This is a genomic window from Hymenobacter tenuis (assembly GCF_054780495.1).
This window is the reverse complement of the sequence record NZ_BAAGWF010000004.1, coordinates 392905-405174: the sequence shown is the minus strand read 5'-3', so window position 1 is coordinate 405174 and position 12270 is coordinate 392905. Positions and strand designations below refer to the sequence as shown.

12 protein-coding genes are annotated in these 12270 nt (G+C 57.2%); 4 read left to right on the top strand and 8 right to left on the bottom strand.

What is annotated here, in order from left to right:
• Positions 1-89: 89 nt before the first annotated feature.
• Positions 90-887, bottom strand: a complete 798-nt coding sequence (locus ACYVGU_RS15195) for a hypothetical protein (protein WP_460613476.1) — start codon at positions 885-887, stop codon at positions 90-92.
• 114 nt (positions 888-1001) lie between these two features.
• On the opposite strand from ACYVGU_RS15195, the gene ACYVGU_RS15190 reads away from it, so the two are divergent.
• Positions 1002-1406, top strand: coding sequence for an OsmC family protein (locus ACYVGU_RS15190; protein WP_460613474.1), 405 nt, complete (start codon positions 1002-1004; stop codon positions 1404-1406).
• Positions 1407-1483: 77 nt separating this feature from the next.
• On the opposite strand, the gene ytxJ is transcribed toward ACYVGU_RS15190, so the two are convergent.
• The 4 genes from ytxJ to ACYVGU_RS15170 form a co-directional block, all read right to left on the bottom strand.
• On the bottom strand, positions 1484-1825 hold the full coding sequence (gene ytxJ, locus ACYVGU_RS15185) for a thioredoxin family protein (RefSeq protein WP_460613473.1): 342 nt from the start codon (positions 1823-1825) through the stop codon (positions 1484-1486).
• 18 nt (positions 1826-1843) lie between these two features.
• Positions 1844-2179, bottom strand: a complete 336-nt coding sequence (locus ACYVGU_RS15180; RefSeq protein ID WP_460622752.1) for a hypothetical protein — start codon at positions 2177-2179, stop codon at positions 1844-1846.
• 97 nt (positions 2180-2276) lie between these two features.
• Entirely contained in the window at positions 2277-2594 is a 318-nt protein-coding gene (locus ACYVGU_RS15175; RefSeq protein ID WP_460613471.1) for a hypothetical protein, read from the bottom strand.
• Between the two features lie 85 nt (positions 2595-2679).
• Positions 2680-4659, bottom strand: coding sequence for an alpha-ketoacid dehydrogenase subunit alpha/beta (locus tag ACYVGU_RS15170; protein WP_460622751.1), 1980 nt, complete (start codon positions 4657-4659; stop codon positions 2680-2682).
• 137 nt (positions 4660-4796) lie between these two features.
• Between ACYVGU_RS15170 and ACYVGU_RS15165 the strand changes: the two genes are divergently transcribed.
• Both ACYVGU_RS15165 and ACYVGU_RS15160 read left to right on the top strand, forming a co-directional pair.
• Positions 4797-7463 (top strand): TonB-dependent receptor plug domain-containing protein, encoded by a 2667-nt coding sequence (locus tag ACYVGU_RS15165; protein WP_460622750.1) that lies wholly within the window; start codon positions 4797-4799, stop codon positions 7461-7463.
• Between the two features lie 138 nt (positions 7464-7601).
• Complete coding sequence (locus ACYVGU_RS15160) at positions 7602-8888, top strand: M16 family metallopeptidase (RefSeq protein ID WP_460622749.1); 1287 nt, start codon at positions 7602-7604, stop codon at positions 8886-8888.
• A gap of 88 nt (positions 8889-8976) precedes the next feature.
• Here ACYVGU_RS15160 and ACYVGU_RS15155 read toward each other — a convergent pair whose 3' ends face one another.
• The 3 genes from ACYVGU_RS15155 to ACYVGU_RS15145 form a co-directional block, all read right to left on the bottom strand.
• Positions 8977-9663: a hypothetical protein gene (locus ACYVGU_RS15155; RefSeq protein WP_460622748.1), complete on the bottom strand. Its 687-nt coding sequence runs from the start codon at positions 9661-9663 to the stop codon at positions 8977-8979.
• Between the two features lie 193 nt (positions 9664-9856).
• On the bottom strand, positions 9857-10198 hold the full coding sequence (locus tag ACYVGU_RS15150) for a hypothetical protein (RefSeq protein WP_460622747.1): 342 nt from the start codon (positions 10196-10198) through the stop codon (positions 9857-9859).
• 130 nt (positions 10199-10328) lie between these two features.
• Entirely contained in the window at positions 10329-10889 is a 561-nt protein-coding gene (locus ACYVGU_RS15145) for a hypothetical protein (RefSeq protein ID WP_460622746.1), read from the bottom strand.
• Positions 10890-11168: 279 nt separating this feature from the next.
• Between ACYVGU_RS15145 and pheS the strand changes: the two genes are divergently transcribed.
• A complete protein-coding gene (gene pheS / locus ACYVGU_RS15140) occupies positions 11169-12206 on the top strand; it encodes a phenylalanine--tRNA ligase subunit alpha (RefSeq protein ID WP_460623399.1) in 1038 nt (345 codons plus the stop codon).
• Positions 12207-12270: the final 64 nt, after the last annotated feature.

Genomic DNA, 12270 nt, shown 5'->3' with positions numbered 1-12270 from the left:
CAATTCCGCCCCCCTAGTGGTTTCGTAGCACACGCACCAAAAGCGCACGGCCCCAGCAGCAACGCTGCAGGGGCCGTTTTTTGTATTATTTAATTACGACTACCCAGGTACAGCGTCAGGTACACTGAGGGCATAAACTGGTCGTTCAAATCTTTGTCGGGTATCTGGTCCACCCTGATGATGACCGGGTCTTTGGCATATGCCTCGAGCACGAAGCCCACTTCCACTCCCGCTACGGCGTCGCGGTAGCGGCCGTACTCAAAGCCAAGGGCCCCGCGCAAATGTGCTCCCAGGATGGGTTTGGTCTCGCTAGCCCCCGAAAAAAGCGGAGCCCGATCCAGAATTAAGTCTTGGGCCCGATGCACCGCGGGGTCGTACTGCTCATTGCGCACATCACTAGGAGAGCCGCCTGGTCCGGGTTGGCCGCTGCCATACTCGTAGCTGATATAGTAGGGCATTAGCAGGCCAATGGTAGGGCCCGCGCCCAGTATGGCATTTACCTGCACCCCTGACTCCGGCGCTTTGCGGAAAATTACGCGCTGCAAGCCCACCGAAGGGCGAACGGCAAACAAATAATTGCTTTTGCCATACACGAAAGACCCACCAAAGCGGGTGCCGAACTTCTGTTCTTTCGGGTGTTTGATTTCTACGACCTCAATGCCCCAAAATCGGGCCCAGTCCTGGTTCAGAACCCTAGTGGAGCGCACCGAAGCGCCCCCAATCAGACCACCTCTGGTATTAAAGTTCACCCCGTAGGTTAGCTCCTTCCGGTAAGAGGGCTCCTCGTTGCTGGATGAAGTAGCCTGGGTTTGCTGGGCCCACGCCGCCGGAGCAGCGCCCAGAAAAGCCAGCAGCAGGCCGTTGCCAATGACACGTGAGGTACGCACAGGACGGGAATGGAAAGGGCGAAAAGAAAAGTCAGGACTAGGTCGCGAATCACGGCTAACCCTATCGAAAGTACGTAAATTTACCCGCATACAACTGCCTAATTTAACTTTTCAATGAGCACAGCCACCGCCCGCTACGCCGGCCATCTGCGCACCGAAGCTACCCATGTAGCGTCCGGCAATACTATCCTCACCGATGCTCCCGTAGATAACCATGGTCGGGGCGAAGCGTTTTCCCCCACTGACCTGGTAAGTGCATCGCTTGGGTCCTGCATGATGACCATTATGGGCATCGTGGCAGAGCGCCAAGGCCTTGACCTGACCGGCGTAAGCTGGGACACCACCAAGCATATGGTGGCTGAGCCCCGGCGCATCGGCCAGATTGACGTTACGTTCCGGCTGCCGGCTACCTTAACAGAAAAAGAGCGGAGCATTCTGGAAAACGCGGCCCGCACCTGCCCAGTAGCCTTAAGCCTGAACCCTGAAATAAAACAGCAGGTTCAGTTCCTATACGAGTAGAAAGACACCTAAAACAGGTTCAGGCGCCAAGCGGGGGTAGTAGCATTTACTATCCCCGCTTGGCGCCTGAACCTGTTTTAGCCAATTACTTCTTTAATTTCATTCAGCCGGATGCTCATGTGCGAGGCGTCGTAGTTGCACTCTCCGTTCTGGATAAGCAACAGCTGAGGCGACTCATGCCGGATGCCAAACTTCTCAGCAATTTCATTAGAAATCGGCCGGAAGCGCAGCAAATCGAGGTAGTAGACCTTGGTGCCGCTCAGGCTGGCATCGTCCCACTGGCGCTCGATTTTGCTTTTCGCAGCGGCACTGATGGAGCAGGTAGTGCTGTGCTTGAAAATAAGCACTGGCTGCTCGAACGATTCGCGTACGATGTCAGTAAGCTGCTCTGATTGGGTTAATGGTTGCCAAGGAGTCATAGGGGAAGGTCAAGTGAATTACTTTTCGAGACTAACGTCTTTCTTCTTCCGAAGACGAAAACTAATGCGCGATGGTTCGCTCACACGCGGAAGACCGGTGCGGTCAAACTTATAACTAGCTCGCTCAGCCGTAGGTTTCACGGCGGCCTGCCGGCCACCGGCCAGCGGGGTAAGCTCCTGCTTCGTCACATTCAGATGCGACTCTTTGTACTCGGCCTTGTACTGCGCTGATTCGCGCAGAGCCCGGCGCTTGGCGGCGCGTTGTTGAGCCGGACTAGTAGACTCTAGCTGAGCATGGGCTTCGGTGCTTACGAAGGCAGCCAGCACGAACGTACCAAGTAGTAAGTAGCGCATCGGAGGGGAGAAGTATGCGTAGGGAATGAGAGTTGTAGAAGCAACGTACTAACCAGACAGTGTACGTGTTACCGGGTGTTCGCAGCTTAAATTACCGCTAAAAAGGCAGGACAATTCCCAGGAATTTGCGTTGTCCTACCTTCCGCTTCAGCTTGCGGCGCTCGTATTTGGGCTTTTTCAGAAGCCCTTGCTTGTCGTAGCTATTTTTCTCGGTTTTTACGGCCTCCTTTTCCACCTCCAGAGCCCGGCCGTCAGCGGCTTGGTTATCGGGGTTCCGGGCCTTCTTTACCTTAGGCTGCGGGGGGCCTTTCGGGTTAGGAATACGGTAGCTGTGGCAGGCCGGAGCCGTAAGCAAGAGCAGAGCCGCCAGTACAAGTAAAGAAAAGCGCCGGCTGGCTGCAGTAAAAACCTTCATTTTCAGAGTAATCAGCTTTTGCCAAAGAGACAGAAGCTGCAAAATACGGAATTCGGCAGCTCCTACCTCACTTGCTCAGGCGAGGCTAGTAATTGCGCAGTTTTGCTACGGTTTCGCGCAGGCGCTGCTGGGGCAGGAAGACCTTTTCCAGCGGAGGCGCAAAGGGCACGGCCGTATCCAGAGAAGCCACGCGGTGCACGGGCGCATCGAGGTGCTGGAAGCAATGCTCCGCAATCCAGGCGGCAAGTTCACCGCCCAAGCCACCTAGCAGCGTGTCTTCGTGCAGAATGATCACGCGGCCGTTTTTCTCCACCGTGCGGCGTACGGCTTCCTCATCCCAGGGCAGCAAGGTGCGCAGGTCAAGGATATCCGCGGAAAGCCCGATTTCGTCGGCCAGAGCCGTGGCCCAATGCACGCCGGCGCCGTAAGTAATAATGCTCATCTCATTGCCTTGGCGCACCAAGGCTGCTTTGCCGATGGGCGTGGTATAGTAGGCATCGGGCACCGGAGCTGAGATGCTGCGGTAGAGCAATTTGTGCTCAAAGAACATCACCGGGTTAGGATCCTCAATGGCAGCGCACAGCAGGCCTTTGGCATCAATGGGGTTGCTCGGGAACACTACTTTCAGGCCGGGTGTGTGAGTAAACCAGGCTTCGTTGCTTTGGGAGTGGAACGGCCCGGCGGCAGTACCGGCGCCGGTGGGCATGCGCACTACTACATCGGCGTTCTGGCCCCAGCGGTAATGGCTTTTGGCTAGGTTATTCACAATCTGGTTGAAGCCACAGGTCACGAAATCAGCGAACTGCATCTCCACCATGGCTTTTTTGCCTTTGATGCTCAGGCCCAGGCTAGCGCCCACAATAGCCGACTCGCAGAGCGGCGTGTTGCGCACCCGGCCCTTGCCAAACTGCTTTACGAAGCCATCCGTAATCTTGAACACCCCACCGTAATCGGCAATATCCTGGCCCATGAGCACTAGCTCGGGGTAGCGCTCCATGCTCTGGCGCAGACCATCGGAAATGGCATCGACGTAGCGCCGGTCGGTGGTGGCAGCATCGGCGGGCGGGGCTTGGTTGGGAGCTTCAAAGGGCTGGTACATGTCGGCCAGTTCCTGCCGGGCATCGGCCGTGGGCATGGGGGTAGCATCGGCAATACGCAGGCCTTCCTCAATTTCCCGCTTGATGGTTTCGCGGTAGCGCATGCGGGCCTCTTCATCCAGAATTCCTTCCTGCAGCAGCCACTTCTCGTAGTTTTCAACTGGGTCCTTCTTCGCCCACTCTTCAAACAGCTCCTGGGGCACGTACTTGGTGCCGCTTGCTTCCTCGTGGCCGCGCATCCGGAACGTGAGAGCCTCCAGCAGTACGGGGCGCGGGTTCTGGCGCAAATCTTCGGCTAGGCGGCGCACAGTATCATACACTTCCAGCACGTTGTTGCCATCTACCTGCACAGCTTCCATGCCATAGGCCGGGCCCTTATCTACAAAGTAGCGAAACCGGAACTGCTCGTTGCTGGGCGTGCTCAGGCCGTAGCCGTTGTTTTCGATGATGAAGATGACGGGCAGCTCCCACACGGCAGCCACATTCAGGGCCTCGTGGAAGTCACCTTCAGATGCGCCGCCGTCGCCGCTGTACGTGATGGTTACTTTCGGCTTGTCGTCGAGCTTATCCGCGAGGGCAATGCCACCAGCAACGGCCAACTGGGGCCCGAGGTGCGAGATCATGCCCACAATGTGGTGCTCGTTGGTGCCAAAGTGGAACGACCGGTCGCGGCCCTTCGTGAACCCAGTGGTTTTGCCTTGCCACTGCGCAAAGAGGCGGTCCAGGGGGATATTGCGGCCCGTGAAAACGCCCAGGTTGCGGTGCAGGGGCAAAATGTACTCGTCGGGCTCCAGGGCCAAGGTGCTGCCCACCGAAATGGCTTCTTGCCCAATACCCGAAAACCACTTGCTTACTTTGCCTTGGCGCAGCAGAATCAGCATTTTTTCTTCAATCATGCGCGGCTTCAGCAAGCCGTGGTACAAGTGTAGAAGCGTTTCGTTGGAGTAGTCCTTGCGGTCGAAGTGCATAGTGGAAAGCGAGATGGGTAGTGGGTGGGGCCAAAAGTACGGGTTTGGCGGAAAGGAAAATTACTAGCCTCACATTATGGAATAACCCGCCCACCTGCCTCTATCTTCGGGACTGATTTCCTCCCTATCTATCCTTTATGCCCCAACTCCTACCCCTCGCTTTATTTCTACCGCTTTCTATCCCTGCCCTAGCACAGCAGCCCGATACATTGGCCGTGCGCCGAGTGGGAGTTGAGATGCCTTCTGTAGACAGTTTACAGCCCATTAACTCTGATATTGTTTCTCTGCTAAGTGGGCGCTTATTATGTAGTACGGTCGGGGTACCCGTACAGCGTACAGAGCTGCTTTCCTACCCTTCTCTGCAAGAGCAACTCCGCCAAGTAGCAGGTGTGCAGGCCACACTGTATTCGGGGGCGCCGGGGACGCAGGTGGCGGTTCGTATCCGGGGTGTGGCTAGTATGGGGCGCAATGTGCAGCCGCTGTACGTGGTGGATGGCGTACCGGTGTGGCAACATCATACAGTGCTACATAATGGCAGCCAGAATATTCTGATTAGTTCCTATGAGCTGAACCCTAGTCTCAGCCTGCTGGGGCAGGATATTGCCACGGTAGAGGTAGTAAAAGGCGCCTACGAAACGGCCGAGTACGGCGCTCAGGGCCAGAACGGGGTGATTCGGATTACGACTCGCACCGGGCAGGCCGGTAAACCCCGCGTTTCGTACACCGGATATGCCGGCGTGCAGCAGGCTCGGTTTCGGTACGACTTGCTTAATGCTGAGGAATACGCGAGCCTGGCCAACGAGGAAATGGCTTCATACGGGCAGCCGCCGCGCTATACGCCCGCCCAGATTGCCGCCTTCGGACGCGGCACCGATTGGCAGCGGGAAGTGTTGCGCACGGCCTCTATTCAGCAGCAGCAGGTTGCCCTGCGCGGGGGTAGCGCCCGCACTACGTATTATACGAGTGTCGCGTATGGGCAGCAACAGGGCATTGTGCAGAACTCCCGGCTGCGCACGCTCAACCTACGCGCTACCGCAACGCACACTTTTACGCCCAAGCTGACTTTGCGGGGCACCGTAACATCAAGTGAGCAACTGGCTCGCCTGCCCCCTGATGGCCTAATTGCCGACGCACTACTAGCCCTGCCCACGCAGCTCGCCCGCACCCCAAACGGGGAGCTGGCCACAACCGACTACCGAACTGAGAACCCACTGCGCCACGCCCTGCTCAGCTACCAGACGCCGCGCCAGCGCTACTTGCTCGGGCAACTGCAGCTGCGCTATACCGTGCTTCCCTACCTGACCTTGGAGCTGCAAGGTGCCCAAGAGTACATCCAGCAAAAAACAAACGCCTACCAGGCACCCCAAGCGGGCACAGCCAGCGAACTGACGCTGAAGCAGCAAGCCGCGTATCGGCAATGGAGCGTACTTCCTGCCCTGAGGTTTAAGCGCACGTGGGCCGGCCAGCACCAGCTGCAGCTAGCGTTATTGGGCCAGTACCAGAACCAAGAGCAAGATCAGCAGCGCACCACCTACGGTGGCCCTCAGGAGTCAGCATCCTACACTACCCATTTGCCCAATAGCCTCACCTCCTCTCAGCTCACTGGCTCGTATAGCTTCCGGGAGCGGTATGAGGTGCAGGCCAGCCTGCGCCGCGACGACGCCCAAAGCTATGCTATGCTACACACGCTGGTGAAGTACATCCCGGGTGCTCAGCTGAAGTGGCACGCCCGGAAGGAGTCGTGGCTGCCGACCTTATCGTTGGTCAGCACCCTTGATGCGTGGATTGGGTGGGGCGCTACCACCAATGCCGGTAACTTTGCGGCCGATAATACCCTAGCCTTTGCCTTAAGCGCCGCTAACGGGTATGGTAGTCGGGTTGTTCCGTTGGACGAGTACACCCGGCAGCGGGAAGCCGGCCTTACGGTGGGCCTGTGGCAGGATCAGGTGCTGCTTACTTCTGCCGCCTATGATCGGTCTACTGAGGTTAGCGGCCTAGTAGCTAATATATTCAATCCGCAACAGCCATCCCAGCAGCGCTCCTACGCCCAGCTCCGCAACCAAGGCTGGGAACTGACGGCCGCTACTCAGTGGCATACAGGCCGTGTGCAGGCCACCTCTACCCTAGGCATTGCCTTCAACCGCAACCGGTACGTGGCCGGCGAGGTAAGCGCCATTCTGGCCGGGGGCAAGCAGTGGGCCCGTGACGGGGAGCCGCTATCTACTTTTTACACGCTTCATTATGCGGGAATTAACACCAACGGCCGCCCCAGGTACCAGGACGTAGACGGCAACGGCTCCATCGATTTTCAAGTGGCGGGTAGTGGCCTGCCCCGGCAGCTGCTTTCGTTTACCCAAACCCTCGACCTAGGACGCTTCAGCTTGCAGGCTCAGGCTGATGGTATGTTTGGCTATAAAGTAGATACCCCGTATTTACGCTTTTTAGGTATGCCAAACGCCTTTACTAACAGCACCCGCGAAACGCTCAACCACTGGACCCCTGACAACCTGACTTCCGACCTGCCTAGGGCCGGAGAGGTAGCCATCGAAAACAGTGATTTTTCCATTCAATCTGGCAACCACGTGCGCCTCACGGCCTTTACCGTGCGCTACACCGTATGGAAAAAGGAGGCGCGTACTGTTAGCCTGTGGGCAGCGGGGCACAACTTGCTGGTGATTTCCGGCTACCAGGGCTACGATCCTAATGTCAGTTCCGGGGGCGCCGACCCCTTCCGGGCCGGCCTCGACGCCGGAGCCTACCCTACCGCCCGCACTATACTGCTGGGCGTGCAGGCTACACTTTAAACCTAGCTTCTGCGTATTGCCATACAGCTTCCGCTGTATTTACCTTACCCCGCCGCCCGAAACTTCTGTTTCGGCCGGCTGGTTCAGTACTTTGTCGACTTGTTCGGCTGCTTTTTCCTACCCGACCTTTCTCTCTGCATGATTCATTTTGAAGAGTTTACCCTAGATAACGGCTTGCGCTGCATTGTGCACGAAGACCACACTACCCCCATGACGGTGCTGAACGTGCTCTACAACGTAGGCTCCCGCGATGAAGACCCCGAGCACACAGGTTTTGCACATTTGTTTGAGCACCTGATGTTTTCGGGCTCCGTGAACATCCCGAGCTACGACGAGCCCCTGCAAATGGTGGGTGGCGAAAACAATGCCTTCACCTCCCCCGATATCACCAACTATTACCTCACGCTACCTGCCGCCAACCTCGAAACCGGCTTTTGGCTGGAGTCGGATAGGATGCTGAACCTGGCTTTCTCGGAGAATGGGTTGGAGGTGCAGCGCAAGGTAGTGGTAGAGGAATTCAAGCAGAACTACCTCAACCAGCCTTACGGCGACGTATGGCTGCGGCTGCGTCCGCTTGCTTACCAGCACCACCCCTACCAGTGGGCAACCATTGGCAAAGAAGTAAGCCATATCGAGGACGCGACCATGCAGCAGGTGCGCGACTTCTTTGCCAAGCACTACTCGCCCAGCAACGCCATTTTGGTTGTGGCCGGCGACGTGACCGTAGCTGAGGCTCGTCGCCTGGCCGAGAAGTGGTTTGGCCCTATTCCGGGTGGTACCCGCTACGAGCGTAACCTAACCGCCGAGCCGCGCCAGACGGAAGCGCGCTTCCTGGAAATTGTGGCCGATGTGCCGCTGTCGGCGCTGTATAAGGTGTACCACATGCCTGGCCGTTCCGAAGCGGGCTACTACGATGCCGATTTGCTCAGCGACGTAGTGGGGCGTGGAAAATCAAGCCGCCTGTATCAGCAATTGGTGAAAGAGCGGCCGCTGTTCAATTCCATTTCTGCTTCCGTCATGGGCTCATTTGAGCCCGGCCTGTTGGTTATCAGTGGCAAGCTGAACGGTGGCGTAATGCTGGAAGAAGCTGACGCTGCCGTTGAAGCTGTGCTGGCCGAAATCAGAGCGACCGAAGTGCCCGTGGAAGAGCTGGAGAAAGTAAAGAACCAGGCTGAAGCTAGCATTGTGTTCAGCGAAATTGAGCTCCTGAACCGGGCCATGAACTTGGCGTTCAGCAAGCTTCTCGGTGATGCCGACCTAGTAAACCAGGAAAGTGCCAAGGTGCAGGCCGTAACACCGGCTAAGGTACTGGCAGCAGCCCAGGAAGTACTGCGCCCAGACAACTGCAGCACCTTGTATTACCGGGCGCAACCCACCTCAGAGCCTACCCTCACGGAACCTGCTTTGGCTGCTTCAGAGAGCTAGGGCAACTAACCACGGCATACATAATACATAAAAAAGACCGGCACGAAATATCGCGCGGGTCTTTTTTATGTGTACTGCTTAGAATTACTTACCAGCCGCTGCCGCCGCTACCCCAGCCATCATCGGCTTTCTTCTTGGGAGCAGCTGCTTTCTTAGCAGGAGCAGTAGTAGTTGTTTTCTTGGTAGTGGTGGTAGTAGCGCCACCGCTTTTAGTTGCGGCCGAAGCACTGGCTGGCTTTGCGGCCGGAGCGGGCTCAGCCGCTACTGGTGCTGGCTCTACTACTGGCTCCGTTACGAGCGGTGCTGGAGCTGGAGCTGGCGCAACCGGATCAGCCGAGCGCACTGAGCGCCGTACATACGGCTTCAGAGGGCGGCCCCGATAATCAGTCGTTACGCGGCGCGAAGGAGCAGCCGTGAAGCCCGGAGCCAAGGTAAAGCCAATGGGCTGTGCTTCAGGAGCAGCTGCAGTAGCAGCTGCCGCACTGGCGCCGGCACCGCCCCACTCACCTCCTGCCGAAGCGGGAGCAGCAGTAGCCGGAACCGCGGTAGCAGTAGCAGCCGGAGCAGTTGCGGGAGCCGTTGTTGCTGGGGCAGCAGCAGCCGTTTTGGCTTTAGTTGCAGCCGGCTTGCTAGCCGGAGCGGCCGACTTTTTAGCGGGCGTGCCCCAACCATCAGAAGAGGTATCCCAACCGCCAGAAGATTTCTTTTGGGCGAAGGCAGGCGCGGCCAGCAGCACACTACCAATCAGCAGGTATGGGAAGAGTTGACGAGTCATAAGTGTAAAGATAAAGCAATTCTTACCGCGAAGGTACGGCACCCGTTGCGGGCACCAAACCCCCGCCTCACTTTTTGGCCTAACGCGACCCTAGGCAGTAAGTTCCATTATTCCATTGAATTTGAGAAATTCAACTCCATCAAATTATCATACAAACTCAACGGTAGCCGGCCACTTTGGAGCTTCAGAGGGGCTAGGGCCGACTAGTTGCTTTGCCGCCGTCAGAGGAAATGGTGGAGGAACCGGTGGCGGGCTTGGCGGGCTTTTTCTTCAGGGGCCGACCCATATAATCGGTAGTGGGCGGGCTAGGCATATTTAGCCGCAAACCCGGCGCCAGCTTCAGATTTTCTTCGTCGCGACGGCCGGAGCGGTCGTAGCGCGAGTAGGCCCCGGCCCGTGCCTTGTTGCGGGAAGTGGACGTGCGGTTGTACGCTGCTTTGGTACGAGCCGCCGGCTTGGTCTGGGCTTGCAATGGCGCTTCGATGAACAAACAGATAATTCCCACGAGGGCGAAGGGTAGCAGTCGGATTTTCATGGAAAACAAGCAGTTTGAGGTTCAACCATTTACCACATATTTCCTTGCATACGACAACAGCCCGGATACGGCTATACCGCGTCCGGGCTGCTAGGCTCACTGGGGAGCCAAAGGCCAAAATATTTCCTGATTACCAACCCGAGGTCATAGGCTCTTCGGCCGAAGTTTGTGCTGTAGTTGCAGCAACATCGTTAGCGGCAGCCGGCTTTGGCTTTGCCAAGGGGCGGCCGTTATAATCAGTACTTACACCGCGGTACGGAGCCGTGTTCATGCCCGGAGCTATCATCACACCCGAGGACTTCATCATGGGGTCTTCCTGAGCAACTACCACGGAGCGGGGGCGCTTAGACTTGGCTTTGGCTACCGGACGGCCATTATAATCGGTGCTGGTCCCCCGATAGGGCGAAGAGCTCATGCCAGGCGCAATCATTACCCCCGAAGACTGCATCATGGGGTCGGTGGCAGTAGCATCGGTAGCGGCGGTTTCCCAGCCGTTGCTGGTAGTAGCCGGGGTAGCCGCTGCGGGCTCATTCCAGGTTTCCAGCGCGGGCCACTCGGGCTCAGCAGGACGGGTAGCGGGCGCTACACTGGTATTTACATTTTTGCGGGGCGCCGCTTTGCTTTGTGCCTGGGCACCAGACGCACTTAGGAAGGCCACTGCCACAGCAGCGGAGAGCAGAAAACTTTTCATCGGAAAGGCAGATCAGAAAGTAAATACTAGGCCGGCGCATTGGCCGAGCTTGCAGCCGGCGGACTAACGGGTGGCGCCCCACGTTCAGCTCCAGTTGCCGCGCTTGCTCCCAACTATTTGCAGCAACCGTACCAGTTTTTGCACCCACCTGCATGTGCAGCATTTTGCAGGCTACAGAAGCAATAATCTTAATCTTAACTTATTGATAATCAGTAATAAAAAATCCTAGCCAGTCAATACGTATTCAGCTACCCGCATTCAACTTACCTTTGCGCTATGATGCAGGACAACATCGCGCGGCTGCGAGCCGAAATTGAAGCGCACGAGCTGACCACGGCGGAACAGCTCGACCAATACCGAGTAGCCTATACCGGCCGCAAAGGCCAGCTAGCCGACTTATTCGATCAGCTGAAAACCGTGCCGCAGGAGGACCGCCGGGCCGTAGGGCAGGAGTTGAACCAGCTCAAGCAGCTAGCCTTGGCCCGCTTTGAGCAGCGCCAGCAAGAGCTGGAAGCCGCTGCCGCTACCACTCCCGCTGACCCTACCTTCGATTATACCCTCCCTACCGTTCCGAATGCGCTAGGTACGCGTCACCCGTTAAGCCTGGTGCGCGAGGAAATTGTGCGCATTCTGGCTCGTATCGGCTTTAATGTGGAGGAAGGCCCCGAAATAGAAGATGACTGGCACAACTTCACGGCCCTCAACTTCCCAGAAAACCATCCGGCCCGCGACATGCAGGACACGTTCTTCGTGCGCCGTACCCCTGGCGAGCAGGAATGGGTATTGCGCACACATACCAGCCCCGTGCAGGTGCGTGTGATGCAAACGCAGAAGCCACCCATCCGGAGCATTATGCCCGGCCGCGTGTACCGCAACGAAGCCATTTCCGCCCGCGCCCACATGATGTTCCATCAGGTAGAAGCGCTGTTCGTGGATGAAAACGTGAGCTTCGCTGACCTGAAGCAAACCGTGTACTACTTCGTGCAAGAGCTATTTGGCCAGGATATGCAGGTGCGGTTCCGGCCCTCCTTCTTCCCGTTCACAGAGCCCAGCGCCGAAATTGATATCACCTGCCTGATTTGCAAGGGCAAAGGCTGCAACATTTGTAAGCACACAGGCTGGGTTGAAATTGGTGGCTGCGGCATGGTTGACCCCGCTGTGCTGGAGCAGTCCGGCATCGACCCAGAGCGCTACAGTGGCTACGCGTGGGGCATGGGCATTGAGCGCATTACGATGCTCAAGTACCAGATCAAAGATCTGCGGCTGTTTACGGAAAACGATGCCCGCTTCCTGCGCCAGTTTGAAAGCGCCCAATAAGCACGGCTACTAGCCCTGCTTACAGCTTAAAGCTCCCATTTGCCAATGGCACTTGGGAGCTTTT